Annotated in this window: 14 protein-coding genes; 6 read left to right on the forward strand and 8 right to left on the reverse strand. The window is 68.2% G+C overall.

Translation table 11 applies throughout. The features are described from left to right. Window positions 1–282: 282 nt before the first annotated feature. The 3 genes from VG869_09570 to VG869_09580 form a co-directional block, all read right to left on the reverse strand. A complete protein-coding gene (locus VG869_09570; protein HEV3451442.1) occupies window positions 283–3432 on the reverse strand; it encodes an alpha-mannosidase in 3150 nt (1049 codons plus the stop codon). A gap of 144 nt (window positions 3433–3576) precedes the next feature. Next, complete coding sequence (locus tag VG869_09575) at window positions 3577–3876, reverse strand: hypothetical protein (GenBank protein HEV3451443.1); 300 nt, start codon at window positions 3874–3876, stop codon at window positions 3577–3579. Between the two features lie 528 nt (window positions 3877–4404). After that, entirely contained in the window at window positions 4405–5577 is a 1173-nt protein-coding gene (locus VG869_09580; protein HEV3451444.1) for a neocarzinostatin apoprotein domain-containing protein, read from the reverse strand. Between the two features lie 223 nt (window positions 5578–5800). Between VG869_09580 and VG869_09585 the strand changes: the two genes are divergently transcribed. Next, window positions 5801–6424, forward strand: coding sequence for a helix-turn-helix domain-containing protein (locus VG869_09585; protein HEV3451445.1), 624 nt, complete (start codon window positions 5801–5803; stop codon window positions 6422–6424). A 942-nt stretch (window positions 6425–7366) separates the two neighbouring features. Here the strand turns inward: VG869_09585 and VG869_09590 are convergent. From VG869_09590 to VG869_09605, 4 genes are all read right to left on the reverse strand, one after another. Then, window positions 7367–8851, reverse strand: coding sequence for a sialidase family protein (locus tag VG869_09590; protein HEV3451446.1), 1485 nt, complete (start codon window positions 8849–8851; stop codon window positions 7367–7369). A 153-nt stretch (window positions 8852–9004) separates the two neighbouring features. Then, complete coding sequence (locus tag VG869_09595; GenBank protein ID HEV3451447.1) at window positions 9005–9598, reverse strand: TetR family transcriptional regulator; 594 nt, start codon at window positions 9596–9598, stop codon at window positions 9005–9007. Between the two features lie 47 nt (window positions 9599–9645). Continuing rightward, the gene (locus VG869_09600) at window positions 9646–10362 is read right to left on the reverse strand and encodes an enoyl-CoA hydratase (protein HEV3451448.1); all 717 of its coding nucleotides are present in this window, start codon (window positions 10360–10362) and stop codon (window positions 9646–9648) included. Beyond that, on the reverse strand, window positions 10359–10817 hold the full coding sequence (locus tag VG869_09605) for a pyridoxamine 5'-phosphate oxidase family protein (protein ID HEV3451449.1): 459 nt from the start codon (window positions 10815–10817) through the stop codon (window positions 10359–10361). The genes VG869_09600 and VG869_09605 overlap by 4 nt, the downstream gene beginning before the upstream one ends. 117 nt (window positions 10818–10934) lie before the next feature. Between VG869_09605 and VG869_09610 the strand changes: the two genes are divergently transcribed. From VG869_09610 to VG869_09620, 3 genes are read left to right on the forward strand one after another with little or no spacing between them, the layout of a single operon-like run. Next, entirely contained in the window at window positions 10935–12755 is a 1821-nt protein-coding gene (locus tag VG869_09610) for a hydantoinase B/oxoprolinase family protein (protein HEV3451450.1), read from the forward strand. A gap of 27 nt (window positions 12756–12782) precedes the next feature. Beyond that, window positions 12783–13946, forward strand: a complete 1164-nt coding sequence (locus VG869_09615) for an acyl-CoA dehydrogenase family protein (GenBank protein HEV3451451.1) — start codon at window positions 12783–12785, stop codon at window positions 13944–13946. Between the two features lie 19 nt (window positions 13947–13965). Then, complete coding sequence (locus VG869_09620; protein HEV3451452.1) at window positions 13966–15483, forward strand: AMP-binding protein; 1518 nt, start codon at window positions 13966–13968, stop codon at window positions 15481–15483. A gap of 293 nt (window positions 15484–15776) precedes the next feature. Here the strand turns inward: VG869_09620 and VG869_09625 are convergent, their stop codons facing one another. Further along, entirely contained in the window at window positions 15777–16193 is a 417-nt protein-coding gene (locus VG869_09625) for a VOC family protein (protein HEV3451453.1), read from the reverse strand. Between the two features lie 173 nt (window positions 16194–16366). Between VG869_09625 and VG869_09630 the strand changes: the two genes are divergently transcribed. Further along, on the forward strand, window positions 16367–17092 hold the full coding sequence (locus tag VG869_09630; GenBank protein ID HEV3451454.1) for a helix-turn-helix domain-containing protein: 726 nt from the start codon (window positions 16367–16369) through the stop codon (window positions 17090–17092). 312 nt (window positions 17093–17404) lie between these two features. Continuing rightward, on the forward strand, window positions 17405–17752 hold the full coding sequence (locus VG869_09635) for a VOC family protein (GenBank protein ID HEV3451455.1): 348 nt from the start codon (window positions 17405–17407) through the stop codon (window positions 17750–17752). The last annotated feature ends 76 nt before the right edge of the window (window positions 17753–17828 follow it).

Here is a 17828-nt window from a genome sequence, read left to right on the forward strand (position 1 = left end):
CGAGGCGCGCCCCAGCCAGGGGGAACCTCCTCGAGCCGGCGAGGCGACCCGAACCCGGGAAGCTCCTCTTGGCAGGGTGATCGGGGCCGCTCGCGACGCGTGCAGCCGTGGACGGGCCTCGGCGGCATCAGGAACGGTTGCGATCTGCCTTGCGAGACCGGCTAGGCGCTCGCTCCGACGGACCGAATCCAAGACCAGGCGCTGGAGGTCGCGCGTGGTCTGACGATCGGGTTCACCTGATAGCCCAGCCGACCCGGCGCATCACTTTCGACGCGATCGGTTTCACCGCGCCCCGGCCAACTCGAGCCGCACAGTCGTGAGCTCGAATGGCTCAATCGTGAGTGGGACGGTGCCCTCGTGGACCGGGAGCCGCTCGAGGTCTCGCTCGAGGAGGTCAGCTCGGTGCGCGCGCTCAATAACGTCCCAGAGGCGGAGTTGGACACGGGTCTGTCGCCCCCACACCTCGGCGAGCCGAACCACGACGCCAGGTGCGCGGTCGGCCGCCTTCACCGCTTCGATCAGCACACCGGGCTGACCGACGGTCACGAGCGATGCCGCGCTCGGACGCCGGCCAGGATGCGATCGTGCGGGAACTGCCCGCAGCGAGCCGTTCAGGTCGCGGGCGTGTTCAACGACGGCCCCAGCCCGGAGATCACCGCGGTGCGGAACGACCGCATACGTGAAATGGTGCGCGCCGCGATCGGCCATGGGATCCGGCCAGGTGGGTGCGCGCAGTAGGGACAGACGGAGCACGTTGTCCAGTACGTCGTAGCCGTACTTGGAGTCGTTGAGCAGCGCGACGCCGTAGTTCTCGTCCGACAGGTCTACCCATTGATGGCCCCACGCTTCGAACTTCGCGAGCTCCCAGCTCGTGCTCGGACGGGTCGGGCGGGTCAGGTGCCCGAACTGGATCTCGTAGGTGGCCGTGGGTGTCTCGACGGCGACGGGGAACGCGACCTTCAAGAGCTTGTGCGATTCGCGCCAGTCGACGTCGGTCTCGAATTCGAGGACTGGCGAGTCGCGGGTGAGCGTGATCCGTTGGGTGATGCTGGACTGCCCGAAGCTGCGACGGAGGCGGAGGCTGACGCGGAGTGGGCCGCGTTCGAGGACGGCAAGGTCGTCGAGCGTCGTGAGGTCGGTCACTTGGTCGAACGCGAAGCGGTCGATGTCCCAGGCGTCGAAGAAGTTGGGGTAATCGGGGTGGAGCTGGAGGAGGTTGGCGGACCGGCCGGGGGCGACGACCTCGCGGTCAGCCGTCTTGTCGTAGATGGAGCTGAGGAGCCCATCGCTGTCAACGACGACCCGTAGACGCTCGTTCTCGAGACGCCCGGCGTCGACGTGGAGGCCGGAGCGAGCAACGTGGGATCGGCTGGTGACGTCGTAGACGGCGTAGCCACAGGCGGGCGCCCACACCTGGGCGAGCACCGAGCCGTCGGGCGCGACCTGGAGCGGACTGCCGTCCCCGTCGGCACCGCGCACGACGAGGGTGGGAGCCTCGTCAGCGGCGACGTCAAGCGCCACGAGCCCGACCCGATCGTGGGACGCAGCGTTGAACACGACGATGGGTCGGCGACGGCCGCTGGTATCCACCTCGCCGGCCAGGCGGTCAAGGGCGCCACGAGTGATCCGCTCGGTCGTCTCGAGGACCGCGGCGTGGTGGCGGTTGGCGTCCTCGTACACCCAGCGGATGCCCGATCCCGGGATGATGTCGTGGAACTGCTGGACCAGCAGCGTCTTCCACGCCGACTCGAGCCCTGCGGCGGGGTACTCGTCCTCGCCGCCGGAGACGATCGTCGCCCAGAGCTCCGCGTCGTGGAGCGACCCTTCGGCCCGCCGGTTGTCGCGCTTGACGTCGGCGTGCGTCGTGTAGGTGCCGCGGTGTAGCTCGAGATAGAGCTCACCGCTCCAGACTGGCCAGTCCACCGGTTCGGCGGCGGCAGCGGCGAAGAACTGCTCCGGTCCCTCGAGCTCGATATCCGGCAGTCCGTCGAGGCCGCGAAGTCGGCGGAGCGATTCGAGCATCTCGGCCGTCGGGCCGCCCCCACCGTCACCGTGACCGAACGGGTACAACGACCGACGCGTGAGGTCCGCGTCCTTGAACCGGCGGACGCCCTCGATGAGCTCGTTCGGCGTGGCGTTGCCCGCGTACGTGTTCGTCGGCGGGAAGTGGGTGAAGACCCGCGACCCGTCGATGCCCTCCCACACGAAGCTGTGGTGTGGCATCTCGTTGTACTGGTTCCAGGAGAGCTTCTGCGTGAAGAACCAGTCGACGCCCGCGCGCCGGAGTATCTGGGGAAGCGCCGGCGTGAAGCCGAACGTGTCCGGGAGCCACGCTCCCCGGGCCTCGATCCCGAACTCGTCCAGATAGAAGCGCTTGCCGTAGATGACTTGACGGACCAGGGATTCGCCGGACGGGAGATTGCAGTCCGGCTCGACCCACATGCAACCGGTCGGGACGAACCGACCCGCCGCCACCTGCTCCCGGACGGCGATCCACAGATCCGGGTATTCGTCCTTCATCCACTGCAGGTGCACCGCCTGCGAGCACGCGAACCGATACTCCGGGTACTCGCCCATCAAGCGGACCGCGGTGCTGAACGTCCGGGCGCACTTCCGTACCGTCTCCCGCAACGGCCACAGCCATGCGGTATCGAGGTGTGCGTGCCCGACCGCACTCACCCGATGCCGCACGACTCGTTCGGCGGGCTCCTCCCACGCTGCGGCCAGGACCTGCCCGGCGGCGCGAAACGTGCCGCGGACGTCGTCGAGGTCGAGGACGCGACACGCCGCCTCAAGGGCGTCGCGATACCGCCGGCGGACCGGATCGTTGCGAGGCAACGACGCGAGTGTCTCGAAGACGATGCGGGCGTCGTGCCAGAAGGTGCGGAGGTCCGGATCGACGACAGCCAGCTCGGCTCGGGCGAGCGTGAACTGGGCCGCACCGCCCGGATCGGGGAGCAGGTCAGGCCACGTTGGCGCGCCGAACGGCGGACGGGGGTTCGCCGCCGCCTCGACGTAGAGCTCCATCGACTCCCCGCCAGCCGCCGCGGTCGTGATCGGCACTTCCGTGTGGTTCGGTGACAGCCCCTGCAGGGGGCGGCGGTCCTGCCACACCAGGGCCTCGGCGCCGAAGCCGGTCTCGCCCGCGCCGCCCACCTCGAATCGCAGGACGACCTCGTGCCCGGCCCAGCCCTTCGGCACCCGCCCCCGGAGCCGAAACCAGGTCGTTCCCCAGCGGGGGCCCCAGGCATCGCCGACCGCGAACGGCGAGTAGTCGGCGCGCATCGCCTCGGCCACCGGGATCGGCTCCCCGGCGACGTGGTGCGCCACGATGTCGTCGAGCCCGGCCGACGGACCGTGGACAGCGGGTCGTACGAACTCGTACAAGACGCGTGCAACGTGGCCTTCGATGACCGAGGCGGCGTCGGGCACGGCGCGGAGCGTACGCCCGCTCCCCGACTGAGGATGTGAGCATCGGCGTCGAAATAGGCCCTGGGCGCCAGCCGATTGGGTGACGGTGACAGTGCCCTCACACGTGACGGGCGGGTGCCCCGCTCGAAGCTCGCGCGCGCGTGGTCAGATCGCGGCGTCAGCGAGCTCCGTCGCCTGCCGCTCGAGCTCCGTGAAGCCGTGGTCGGCGGCGGTCTGCTGCGCCTCCCGAGCGAGCTCGGCCGCCCGCAAGTGATTGGCGCCCGCGCCACGCACTCCGAGCATGCGGGCCAGGCCGATCCGCTGAGCCGACCAGAACGGGACGCCCATACGATCGTCGACCGCCATGGAGTCGGCGAAGTGGCGCTCGACGGTGCCGTAGCCGGCGAGCGCGGTCGTGCGGAGGGCCCGGGTAGTGCGACACGCCTCTGCCGAGGCACTGGCCACCCCGACGTCGATGTCGTGGGTGAGCCGATGCTCGGTGGGGCGACGACGCTGAGCGCGGGAGCGGGATCGGCACTTATCTACCGAAGCTCGATGTGTGTCGGAGGGGCGACTCGCGGCTTGACCCCACGCCCCCGGCTCATCCGCGAGGTACCGCTGGCCGCTTGAACTCTGAGGCTCGCCCGAGCCAAGCGACGCCGCTCTATGGATGGCAGCACGAACCTTCCCCCGTTCAGAGGCGACACAGTCCTCCTCGCCCTCGGTCAGCACGCCGCGCCTCGGAAAGGCGACTTCGCGAAGAAGGGTGGGCAGCAGGACATCTTTCGAACGCTGAACTCGTCGAGCAGACTTGCCTCACCGGTGAGCTGACACCTCGCTGCTCCGGCAGGGCCTGTCGTCAGGGCAAGTCGACTTGGCGCAGTTATTCGCGTGGGCTAGAGCCGTACCCGAAAGAGGCTGGATCGACTTCTTTGCCGATGGTCTGTATCACGCCGCCTGTCCAGATCGGCCGTTCGTGCGCGGCAAGGCACCTCATTTGAAGCTGATCGGGATCAACACGGACGCCGACGGGTCGGTCGAGCCGCCCTGATTGACCACTACCAGGCACGTGGGCAGGCCGGGCTCGCAGGTGCCGCCAGCCGTTCCAACCGCGCCGGTGTGGACGCGCAGCGGAAGCGAGCCGAATCCGCCCGGGTCGGGCTGAAGCAAGCGGCCGGACTGCAGGTCGCAGTTCTCCGCGGAGCCGGTCGACTGGCTGCGGGCACACTCCACGACGTTGACGACAATGCCGGACTCGAAGCCGTCCCAGGTCACGGTGACCGTCTGCCCGTCGACTAGCCCTGTCGCAGGAGCGACGGTGGCGTGCAGCGACCGCGCCGGCGTGGTCGGCGTCGGGAGCGTCACGTTCGGCCCGGCCGAGCGGAACTGGAGAGACGCGCCTTGGACCGCAGTGTGGCGCCCCGCGAGGTAGTGGTCGAAGAACACGATCGTCGTCGTGGCCACCGGACCGTGGATGTCGACGGTGGACGCGTGGTTGCCGTGCCGTATGGTGAGGAGCCCCTTTGGTGGGAAAGCCTGGTTGAACGCCTCGACGCTCACCGGGTACGGGGCCATCTGGTCGGCATCCCCGTGGATCAGGAGCAGCGGCGGCGCGCCCCGGTAGTCGACCGAACCCCCTTGGAACCCGAGCGGTTCGGTGGACATGGCCACCGCGGCCTTGATCCGCCGATCCCGGCAGCAGGTGTTGCCGACCAGTCCGAGGACCGTGACCGCGCCCAGCGAGTGGCCGGCGACGCCGATGCGCGACGGGTCGATGCCGCCGGACAGCGGGCCGGTTACGAGCTGGGTGATGACGAAGCTCACGTCGGCTGGTTGGTTGATGTAGTCGGCCAGGTTGGAGCCTCCCGGCGCGTCTGTTCGGGTGAAGGGGAACAGCACTCCGGCTACCTCGTACCCGGCCGCCGCCCACCGTCGAAGGAGGGGCGCCTCCTCCTCGAGCCCCGGTGTCTGCCCGTATCCCGGTGCGTAGACGATCAGCGGCAGCTTGCGGTGAAGTCCCGACGCGCGGAAGAGCGTCGTGTCAATCCGGCGCGACCCCCGTTCGTAGGTGACGTGCGAGACGACGACCGCTCCGGCCGAGGGGCTGCGCGCTGCCGTTTCCGGCGAGGAGGTGCGGGCCCAACCGCTGAGCAAGCAGACGAGCACGGCGACGGCCGCGGCGGCGACAGCCCGCTTAGGCAGCGGCGTGGACGAACCAAGCCTGGTCGAAGGAGGTGAAGGTCGACGCCTCACACCACGACCGTGTTCCGGGTTCGCTTGGTCAGTCCTCGGGCGTCGATCACCGGCGGACCCTCGGTCGCCGCTGAGTACGACCGCCTCCACGATCCCCCAGGCGGCCACAGAGATACACACTAAACTCAGATATATTGTGAATGTCAAGCAGACGCGTCGCCGACGACGTCTCACGCGGGCCGAGTCTCAGGCCGAAACCCGGCGCCGGCTGGTGGAAGCGGCGGTCACGGTCTTCGCCCGCCACGGCTACTACGCCGCCACGATCGAGGAGATCGTGGAGGAGGCCGGATACTCGCGAGGGGCCTTCTACGCCAACTTCGTCGACAAGGCCGAGTTGCTCCTGGCGGCCATCGAGTCCGAGCGGGAGCGGGACTTCGCCGACCTTGCCGGCATCCTCGACCCCATCATCGACAAAGAGGGCGAGATCCTTCCGGCGCTGTACGCCTGGTTCTCCAAGCGGCTCTCCGCGCCGCTGGACCGCGCGGCGGCAGAGTTCGAACTGGCTGCCGCGGACAATCCAGTCCATCGAAGACGGCTCGCCGAGAACAATGCCGCCGTCCGCCAGCTCGCGGCCTCCCTGGTGGAGCAGTACTGCCGTCGACACGGCGTGGAGCTCACAGTTGACCACCTCACCTTCGCCAGCATGGTCATCGCCGCCGTGGACGGCTTCGCCAGTCAACTGCGCCTAGACCCGGGCAGCGTTAGCCCCGACACGATGAGCCTTGCCCTAAGAGGTCTGTGGGCGGCAGTGACCGCCTAGGGGGGCGGTGGCCTTGCACGCCAAACCGGTCTACAACCCGTGAGCGCGACGAGACTCGCCTCGGCCCCGACCCGGTTGGCTCAAACGGTGTCGGAGGGGGGACTCGTCGAGCGGCGCTACGCGGTGCAACTGACTCGAACAGCCCGGCGAGCGGCTTGACGGCCCCAGGTCGGCCCTCGGGCACTCCACGATCCAACTCACGCTCGGACCGCTGCGGACACCTCTTCGGGGCCACGACGGGGCACTCCTCCAGGCCCTGGACGGCACCTACGAGGAAGCTCGTGCGTCCGATCCGTCTCCTCCGCCGGCGATCGCACCGTGGATACGAGCACCCGACCCCAGAAAGAGGCCGCCTGAGCTGGGGAAACGCTCGAGCGGACGACGGGACTCGAACCCGCGCCCCTCACCTTGGCAAGTCGGTCCTGCCAAGTCTGGGATCAGGGTCGATCCGTCAAAAACCGCAAGTCAGCAGTCTGCGTGGTGACATCTGATCATGCCTGGTGATGCCTGATCCTGGGTCGTTGTGGCACGAATGTGGCACGACGTGCACGGGCCCGGCGCCATCCGTCGTCTCAGTGCATCTCCTCGCGCTTCCGCGCCACGTCGTGGGCGAGCCGCGTTTGCCGAAGTCCGAGGCGGCGAAGAGCTGAGAGCACGCCCCGTGGTCGCCACCAGCGTCGGGAAGTGTCGACGCCGAATTCCCCTCGGAGCTGAGCGCGCTCGTCCGCCCAGCCCTCGAGATGGGGGCGGGCGAGTTCGATGTCCTCGACGCCGATGTAGGGATGGGCCGGAAAGGTCGGCTTCGTGATCCCTGCCACCAACAGTTACGGGGGGAATGGCGCCGGACTCCAGGAGACGACGGACGCGGCGCGTTGGGCCACGGCTCACCGTATGAGCGTGTCAGCCCGGTACCGGGCGGCTAGAGATCCTCCTCGGTTGGACTCAGCGGGACGTTGCGTTCGCCTTGAACGTCGACAGTTTGACGGCGCTAAAGAACGCGCTCCGGTCGCCGGGCCGGTAGTCGGCCCAGGCAATGAACGCGTAGCTGCCACTGAGGCTCAAGAACGAGAAGTCGTCCCCGACCCCGAAGGGGAGGAACTCCTGCGGCGCCGGCGATTCGGCCTTGCTGATCTGCAGTGGCGCGTTGAAGGTCGCGCCTCCGTCATCGGATGTTGCCGCCCACACGTTGTAGGGAGACGGTGGCCCCGCCGCTTGGTCGGCGACCTCGCCTGCCGCCTCTCGGGGCGGTACCGCGGGCAAGCCGCCTGACGCGGTGGGTCCGCGCGTCACGTTCGTCTGCCACATGAGACCCAGGACGCCTGTCGGTGAGTAGGTGAGCCACGGATGGAAGTGGGTCTTGGTCGCATCCTCGGCGACGATGGTCGGCCCGGTCCACGTCGTTCCGGCGTCACGCGTCTGGTACACGACGAACTGCGTCCCCGTGGGGTTCAGCCCGGCGACGGCGAAATGCCCCGACGTCGAGGGATCGGCCGCCACCAGCGGCGCACTGGTGGATCCGGCCGCAACCGGGAGCACATGGCGTGACCATGTCGCGGCCGCATCGGTCGTCGTCTGGAAAACGGTGCACGACGCCCTGCCACCGCACAGGCCGGCGTTCGTCGTCGCGAACGCAGTCGCGAAGACGCCGCGGGCGGCGGAGACGAAGGTCCCCGGCGGGAACGCGGCAACGCCGCCGAAGGGCTTCGGATCCGACCAGTGCCGGCCGTCGCGCGACGCGACGAGCCACCGGTCGTTCCCGGGACCCCCGATCGGCGAGGGCGGGAGGTTCTGATCGGCCTTCGAGTTCGCTCCGAGCGCTCCCGTGCTCGTCTCGTAGATCATGCCGGTCGAGAGGTCGGCGGCGAAGAACGGTCGATCGACCGGTGTGCCAGTCAGCACCGGCTTGCTCCAGGTCCGGCCGCCATCGGTCGACTTGCTCACCGCGATGCCAGCGTCGCGGATGATGGTGGTGGGCAGGTTGGCGAAGTGGATGTCGTCCCACGCGAGGTAGAAGGTTCCATCGGGGCCGGCGGTGATGAGCGGGTCGCCCCGCTCGACCAGGTCCGTGTGGCCCGGCGGGAAGGCGGGAACGTCGGCGGACCGACGCCATGTCTTGCCCCGGTCGAGCGACACGTAGACCCGCACCTGAGAGAAGGCCGGGACATCGTCGATGAGACCCCGCGGCTGGGGCGCGTAGGCCGTGTTCACCCCCTGACATGCGGGACGGTTCGCTCGCTGGCATGCGTAGGTCGTCCCCATCGTCAGGACCGCGTAGACGAGGTGGTTCGGGTTCTTCGGGTCGATCGCGATCTCGGGCTCGCCGTAGCGATGCGCCGGGTCGTTGCTGACGTTGACTTCGGTCGGCGACCCCGCCGCCCCTGACGTCGGCGACGCGCCGACTGGTGCCGAGGACGCGACGACCGGCACGGTTACGGCGAGCGCGGCGACCAACGTGACCCAACGACCGACACTGCGAGGCATTGACATGACCGCTCGCCCCCTGGCTCCAACGCGCCGCCGCTCCGCGGCGCCGCGGTGTCGCGGTGTCGCGGTATCACGGATACCGTATCGACGATACTGTCAGCCGTCGACTGCGGGCGTCAACCGATTCGCTGCGAGCTCGTTGTTCGTCGTGAGGCGGAACAGCGTCCGCTCGAGGATCGGCAGGACATCGACGAAGGCGATCTCACCGTCTGCGAACCGCGCGATCACTGCTCGAACAACGTGCCCGTGGATCAGCTCCACATCTTGCAGGTACTCCGGGTTCGCCTCGGGCAGTGCTGCCTCCATGATCGGCTTGACGATCGCCAAGCCGTGGGCCACCAATCGGTCGCCACTCGCGCTCGTCATCGCCCGGTGGTAGGCCTCCAACATGCGCGGGTGTCGTTTCCACGGCTCGAACACCGTGCGGAGGACGCGCACCATCGTCTCGTACGGCGTCTCGTCGGGCTCGGGCATCGTGAGCCCCGAATAGGCATTGGCGTCCATCCATCGCTCCATCGCCGCGACGATGAGTTGGTCGCGCGTCCCGAACAGCTTGTAGATGGTGGCGAGCGAAACCCGCGCCCGACTGGCCACGGCGCGCACCTGGACCGCGTCGTACCCGTCGGATTCCAGCAGATCCAGGACCACGCCGATGATCGTGTCCGCCCGGTCCTCGGAAGGTTGTCTCATCCGGCAGCCACGCTACTCAGAGCCGGACATCCACCCGCGACTCGAAGTCAGTCGTCGCGCGCGTCCCGCCACTCGTCGGCTGCCTGGCGTTCGAGTGCGAGGGCATCCTCGAAGGTGAGGCCGTTGGCGCGGCGGTAGAGGGCGGCCTGACGTCGTACGACTGCCTGGTCGTGCACCCGGATGGTCTGTGCGAGCTCGTACGTCCGCGCTAACAAGTCGTCGTGCGGTACGAGGTGGTTGACGAGTCCGATGCGTGAGGCCTCGTCGGCGTCGATGAAGGTGCCGGTCAACGACAGCTCGACCGCCTTGCGGCGTCCGACGGCCGTGGGGAGCGCGGCGCTCATGCCCCAGCCGGGCATGAGTCCAGCCTTGGCGTGCGTGTCGGCGAACCGGGCCTGGTCGGAGGCGACAATGATGTCGCAGGCGAGCGCGATCTCGAGCCCCCCCGTGATGCACACGCCGTTCACGGCCGCGATCGTTGGCTTCACGCAATCGCGCACTGCCACCGCAGGGTTCACGCGCTTCGGAGGCCCGCTCGGCGACTGGATCTCCTTGAGGTCCACGCCGGCGGAGAAGCTGGGGTCGGCGCCCGTGATGACGACGATGTCGATGGCGTCGTCGTCGCTCGCGCTGGTGAATCCGTCCCTGATCCGTTCGCGCATCACGAGGGACATCGCGTTGCGGACCTCGGGCCGGTCGATCGTGATCGTACGGATGCCGTCGGCATCGCCGATCCTGACCGTGTCGATCGCCTCGTCGCTCATGACAGCTCGACTCTCGCGTTGTCCCACGTGAGGATGCGGTCGTCGGGCACGACCTCGAACGTCACGCGCCCCGGTGAGTCGTAGGCGGATCGGGTCTTCTCAGGCATGTTCGAATGCTTGGTTCGGTACCGGTCGTACTTGGCATCGAGGGCTTCACGTACCCGGCGCTTCGTGTCTTCGTCGGTCACCTCGCGCGCGCTTCCTGTCACGAGGACTGCTTTGAGCTCGCGCCAGTACGTCCCTGACTCGACGAGGAAGGAGCAGCGTGGGTTTCGGCGCAGGCGCGTGATCTTCTTCGTACGGGCCGGCGCGCTGAAGTAGATGCGCGCGTCGAAGGTCACGAACCACATCGGCAGTGTGATCGGCGTCCCGTCGGCCTTCAGGCTGGTGAAGATCCCGGTGTGCGCGCCCGCGAGCTCGTCCCAGGCCTCTTCTCTCGAGAGCCGGATGCTCACGCCGCCCCCTCGTCCTCAGCGCCCTCCACTTCCAGTATCCACGCTACCCTTGGGTGACACGAGTGTTAGTCTCGGATCGGTCGCCTCGGGGACCACCGCGCCGCTCCAGGGGGAACGATGACGTACGTCGACATGGTCCGCCTCGCCGGAAGCCGGGGCCGCCTGAACGAGCAGCCCACCGTCGACCCCGTCACCGCCGAGGTCGTCCGCGGCGCGATGGAGACGATCTGCTTCGAGATGGCGGAGTACGTGTCCCGCACCGCGACGAGCCCCATGATGAACCAGAGCAACGAGCGGAACGCGACGATCCTCGACGCCCAGGGGCGCCTGGCGGCGTTGTCGGTCGGGATCCCGCAGTTCATGCTCACGTCGACCCTGCCGGTGCGGTTTGCACTCGAGTTCTTCGGCGACGAGTTCCACGAGGGCGACGTGTTCGTGGCGAACGACCCGTACCACGGTGGTGGCCACCTGCCCGACTACAACGCGTTCGCGCCGATCTTCGCCGACGACGGCAACGGGGGACGGCGCATGGTGCTGATCGCCAGCATCCAGTGCCACCACGGAGACACGGGTGGCGCCGTTCCGGGCGGTTACAACGTGACCGCGACCGACATCTGGGGTGAGGGCGTGCGCTGGCCAGCCGTGAAGGTCGTCGACCGTGGCGTCGTGCGCCGGGATGTGCTGTACGCGCTCCAGACCAACAACCGCGCTCCGGACTATATCGGTGACCTGCGCGCCCAGATCGGGGCGGCGCAACTCGCCGCGCAGCGACTCAGCGATGTCATCGAGCGTTACGGCAGCAAGATCGTCGAGGAATCGGTCGACTTCATGATCGACTACGCCGCGAGGCGCTTCCGGGAGGAGGTCGCCAGCTGGCCGGATGGCATCTACCAGGCGGACGCCTACGTCGACCACGATCCGCTCGGCAACCCCGACGTGCACCTGCACGTCCAGATCACCGTCGACGGCGCGAACCTCACCATTGACTTCACCGGCTCCGACACCCGCCAGGACCTCCAGGCATGGTCGACGTTTGGGAACACACGCGGCTACACCGTGGGGCAAATCGCCGCCATGATGGACCCCGAAATCCCGAAGAACGAAGGCTTCTTCGACCAGATCAAGCTCGTCGTGCCCCAGGGATGCGTACTCAACCCGACACCGGGCAAGCCGGTGAGCGCGGGAACCCATCACCCGGGGGCCGATGTCGGTGAGGTGATTGCGCTCGCATTGGAGGAAGTGCTGCCGGACAAGGCCGTCCCGCAGGTGTACAAGACGGGGATACCCACGATCATCGTTGGCGTCGACCCGCGAAGCGGTGAGACGTTCACCGACCACTCGGCCGAGGTGTACGCGGGCTGGTGCAACGCGGCCAAGGGCATGGACGCCTGGGGCGCGCAGGCCGCTGCGTTCGGGAACCTGTGGAAGGCAACCGCGGAGATCAACGAGTGCCTCTACCCGCACATCCAGTGGTCGCGCGATTACCGGATCGACTCCGGGGGGCCCGGCCAGTGGCGGGGCCTCTGCGGTAGCCACTACGAGAAAGAGGTGCTCGTCGACGCGAAGGTCTACACCTACGTCGTCGGCATGAAGTACCCCATGTCGGGGATCTGTGGGGGGAAGCCAGGGGCACCCAATGAGCTGGTCATCCGCTACGGCTCCGACGATCCGTATCGCGTGCAGCACACTGCCGACTGGGTCCCGATCGGGGCCGGGCAGCGGGTGATGTACGACTACGGCGGTGGCGGCGGTTGGGGGGACCCGCTGGCGCGTGACCCGCACGCAGTGCTCGACGACGTGCTCGACGAGTACGTCAGCGTCGAGGCCGCCGAACGCGACTACGGCGTCGTGCTCACCGGGTCGCTCGAGGACCTCACCCTTGCCGTCGACCCGGAGGCCACGCGAGCGCGGCGCCTCCGCCGTGACGCCACCGCCTGACCTGCGTTTCCTCAACCGCCCGTCTCCATGGACCTGAGCCTCTCTCCCGAGGAGCGGGCCTTCGCGGCTGAGATCCGCTCGTGGCTCGACGCCAACCTCGAACTCCCGCCGCCGTTCGCGTCGCTCGGCGAGGAGATCGAGTGGGGTCGCGCGTGGCAGGCGAAGCTCGCGCGTGACCGCTGGGTCGCGATCCACTGGCCGGTGGAGTTCGGCGGCCGGAGCGCGTCGCCGGTCCAGGTCGCCGTCTTCAACATGGAGTACGCCCGCTCACGGGCGCTCCAGCCCGTGAACCGCAACGGGATCAACCTGGCCGGTCCAACGCTGCTCGCCCACGGCACCGACGAGCAGAAGCGTCGCTGGCTGCCACCGATCCTCGACGCGCGCGAGATCTGGTGCCAGCTCTTCAGCGAGCCCGGGGCCGGTTCCGACCTCGCGGGGCTGTCCACCCGTGCCGTGCCCGTCGAGGGAGGCTGGCTCCTGTCGGGCCAGATGGTGTGGACGAGCTACGCGCAGTTCGCCCGCTGGGGGATCTGCCTGGCGCGGACCGATCCGGATCTGCCGAAACACCGGGGCCTCTCTTACCTCATCGTCGACATGCACGCCGACGGCCTCGAGATTCGGCCGCTCACCTCAATCACGGGCGAAGCGGAGTTCAACGAGATCTTCCTCGACGAGGTGTTCGTCCCCGCCGATCACCTCGTCGGCGCGCTGAACCAGGGTTGGGCGGTCGCCAACACGACCCTCGCGCACGAGCGCGGCACGGCGTTCCCGTTCAAGGAGCAGGTCGTCCACGAGGTGTACCTCGACGAGCTGTACTCGCTCGCCGACCGGAGAGGCATGCTGGACGACGTCGCAACCACCGATGCTCTCACCCAGGCTTTTGTCGAACTGCGCGTGCTTCGGCTGCACAACTGGCGCACGCTGTCGCGGCTCGCCCGGGGCGAGCAGCCCGGCGCGGAGTCGTCGTGGGTGAAGCTCGCCTGGACCGACATGACCCAGCACCTCTCCGAGGCCGGTCTCGAGCTCACCGGCGAGGCGTCGCCGCTGTGGCACGGTGCGGACGGGCTTTCCGCTGGCGGCCGGTGGCAGCGGCAGTGGCTGTGGAGCAAGGCGGCCTCGATCGCCGGCGGCACCTCCGAGATCCAGCGCAACATCATCTCCGAGCGGATCCTCGGGCTCCCCCGGAGCTGACGGCCGCGCGCTTGCGCCGATGACACGCCACCTCCGAGCGACCTACCGGCACCCCGACGCTCGTGCGTACCGCGCTCCCGGTGCGCCGTGGGACGTCCCGTCGCTTGACGCGCTGCTGACGACCGCAGCGGCCGGCGCTTCCGGGCCGCTCGTCGGTGACGACACGACCGACGCAGCGCTCGGGGGAGCCGCGCTCGAAGACCAGGTGGCGGCGGTCGCGGGCGGGTTACGGACCGAGGGGGTCCGACGGGGTGACGTGGTCGCGTGGCAGGCGCCGAACCGCTCCGAGGTCGTGCTCCTCTACCGCGCCTGCTGGCGTCTGGGCGCAGTCGCCGCGCCGCTGCACCACCAAGCCGGTTCGTCCGACGTCGATCGGATGCTCGGGGTGCTGACGCCACGGCTCTGGCTGCCCCTCGACGAGGTCACGGCACGGGTCTCCGCGTTCGCGGCCGGAAGCGACTCGGTTCGGGTCTCGGCCGCGCGGCCGTCGGACCTCGCCGTCGCCCTGTTCACCTCCGGCTCGACGGGTGAACCCAAGGCTGTACTGCACACCCACCGCGCCCTCTCCTACAAGGCGAGAACGATGGCCGCGGTGCACGGGCTCACACGCGCCGACGCGGTGCTCATGCCGGCACCGATGGCCCACATCTCGGGTCTGTTGAACGGGGTGCTGGTCCCCGGAGCCGTGCCAATGTCTGCGCGGTTCATGACGAGGTGGGACCCGGAGCAGGGGCTCAAGCTCATCGAGCACGACCGCATCACCTTCATGATCGGCCCGAGCACTCTGTTCGTATCCCTACTCGACGCCCCTCGCTTCACCACTGAGCGCGTGGAGAGCCTTCGTCTCGTGTCGAGCGGCACCGCCGGCGTTTCACCCGCGTTCATCGATGACGCAAGCGCGCGACTGGGTGCCTTTGTCAAGCGATCGTACGGGTCGACCGAGGCGCCGACCGTGACGACCACCCACGCCGGAGACCCCGCCGGGCGAGGCCGTGACACCGACGGGCGATCCACTGGCGCGGCGCAGCTCCGGATCGCCGATCCGGTGACGGGACGCGAGCAAGCACCGAACGATGTCGGTGAGGTCTGGCTGCGCGGTCCCGAGCTCTTCGCGGGCTACGCCGACGTCCAGCAGACCCGCGCTTCCGTGGCCGGCGGCTGGCTCCGAAGCGGGGATCTCGGCACCGTCGACGCGGCGGGCTGGCTCACGATCGTGGGACGCATCAAGGACGTGATCATCCGCGGCGGTGAGAACATCGCTGCGCGCGAGGTCGAGGCCATCCTCGAGGCGCATCCGGACGTGCGCCACGCCGTCGCGGTCGGCAAGCCCGATGGGCGGCTCGGTGAGCTGGTGTGCGTCTTTGTGGTGGCGAGCCAGCCCTTCGACCTCGATGACTGCCGGCGTTGGTTCGAGCAGCGCGGCGTCGCCCGCTACAAGACACCCGAACGGCTGGTGCAGGTCACCCACTTGCCGCTGCTCGCCGCGGGCAAGGCCGACCGCGCCGCGCTCCGCGATCGCGCCGCCGCACTCGGATGACGCTCCCATAGGCCGAGGTGCGTTGGAAGTGGAAGGACATCTGAGGATGGACGTGCCAATGACCATCAGCGTCGACGATCACGTCGTTTAGCCACCCCATGTGTGGCAGACGTCGCTCCCAGCGATGTACCGGGTACGAAATTCTCGCCCTGCAAGGGAGGGCGGAACGTTCGGCACGTGTGGGGCGCGGCCGCATTCGTCGCAAACTGAGGTCTTCGACCACGCCGTTGCGTTTCACCGCGTAAGACAGAGCACCCGGTTTGTCGGATGATCCCGCGATCGGGGACGAAGGTTCAGCTGTCCGGTCGGTCGTGCAACGACGGGGTGTAGCAGACGGCGACCAGCAGGCCCTCCGGGCTCAACAGCCGAGCGGTGACTTGAGCCCATGGCTCCGTGCGGGCCTCGTGGATGAGCCGGTAGCCCTTGGAGGTGAGCTCGGCGGCGGCGGCCGCGACGTCAGCGACCTCGAACTCGATGCTGGCCTGCGGGACCGCGATGTCGGCGGGCCATTCGCTGCGGCCGAAACAGGCGCCAGCCGCCTCCGAGAGGGGCCACAGCCCGAAGTGCTTCGCCCCTTCCAGCTGGTGGGTAAATACGTAGTCGCCCTCTTGGCCCTCAAACGACAGACCCAAGGCGTCCCGGTAGAACAAGCGAGCCGCGTCAGTGTCTCGCACGATCGGGGCAACGCTGGCTATGAACTGGACATCCATCGGCTTCCACCTCCGGGTGCTCTTGTTTCGCGGGTTTATCTTGTGATATCGGCGGTGACCATCGCTGGCCACCCAAAGACGGGTGCCAGGCCAGGCCATCCACGCAGGAGCAGGTCGCCGCAGAGGTCCTCGACTCGGACGGTCGAGATGCTCGCGGGCTGTTCCATGATCGAATGATCCTGCGCGAGGCTGGAGTGGTCTTGAACGAATCGGACATCTACTGGGAGTGGGCTCCGCCGGAGGCGTGGCGCGAGGTGGTGGCTTGTTGCTGGGAGCAGCGCGTTCACGCCGACCGGGTACAGCGCGTGCTGCCAGATGGTCACGCCGATGTGCTCCTCTTCGGATCGGGTGCAGTGGAGCTGGTTGGCGTCTACGACCATGTGGCGTTGCCGGTGCTGCCGCGTGGGACCTTGATCCGTGGCATCAGGTTGCGACCCGAGGCCATCGCGTCCGCCTTTCGTCTCGAAGCATCCGAGCTGCGCAACGTCACCGTGCCCGCCGAGGATGTGATGGGGCCGCGGGATGCACGACGCCTGCGAGACAGCCACGCCGTAGACGCGTGGATCCGCTCAATCACACCCGACCGGCGTACCGCCGCGGCCATCGAGCTGCTCCAATCGGAATCGGTGGAAGGCGCCGCCCGACAGCTCGGCATCTCGCCGCGACAACTGCAACGCGACATGGTGGCCAACGTTGGGCTGACTCCAAAGGTGCTGCAACGTGTGATGCGTATGCAACGCTTCCTTGACCTCGCAGGCCATCGGGGTGAGCTCGCTGCGGCTTCAGCCGATGCCGGCTACGCCGATCAGTCGCACTTGACCCGCGAGGTGCGCGCCCTGAGCGGGCTCACCCCAGCGCGCCTGCTCGCCGACCGAGCTCGTCCGACACGCTCGAATTAGCACGCGAATTCGTACGTCCTCCGGTGCGTCGCCTGCGACCCGCACCAACAATGGCGGACCGGCACTGATCACACCCAGATTCACCGGGTAGCACCGCTGCCCGATCCTGGAGTGCAGCGTGCCGAGGTGGCACTTCTCCACCCAGGCGTGCAAGGACACCCGACCTCCTCACTACAAGCGGCAGCGCCCGATCACCTGGCGATCACAGCCACGAGAACGACGCTGCCCCTCGCTAGCTGGCTCCGTATCCTTATCGTCGCTCGCCGAGTGGCATTTCCGACCTGGAGGCACGCGATGGGACACAAGGCAAGCGTGGAGCTCGTGCTCGACTGTGCAGAGCCGAAGAGGCTCGTGAAGTTCTGGCGCGAGGCGCTCGGCTATCACGACTACTACACGGATGCGAATTTGGCTGTGCTCGTTCCCAAAGAAGGGGTCGCTTCACCGCTCCTTCTTCAGGGCGTACCCGAACCCAAAGCCGGCAAGAACCGCATGCACCTCGACATTGTGGTCGACGACATCGAAGCCGAGATCCACCGGCTGCAGGGACTCGGCGCTCATCGCATCGACGAAGGCGTGCAGAGCTTCGGGGAAACCCGATGGGTCAGAATGTCGGACCCCGAGCAGAATGAATTCTGCGTCTCCACCGGAGTCGAGTGGTAAAGGCTTGATGCTGCGGGCACCATCCAAGGCTCCGCTGCCTCCCGTCTTCCGGTGAAGCGCCCCCCGCGAACGGCGA

The organism is Acidimicrobiia bacterium (assembly GCA_035948415.1).
In the GTDB taxonomy this organism is placed as follows: domain Bacteria; phylum Actinomycetota; class Acidimicrobiia; order IMCC26256; family PALSA-555; genus PALSA-555.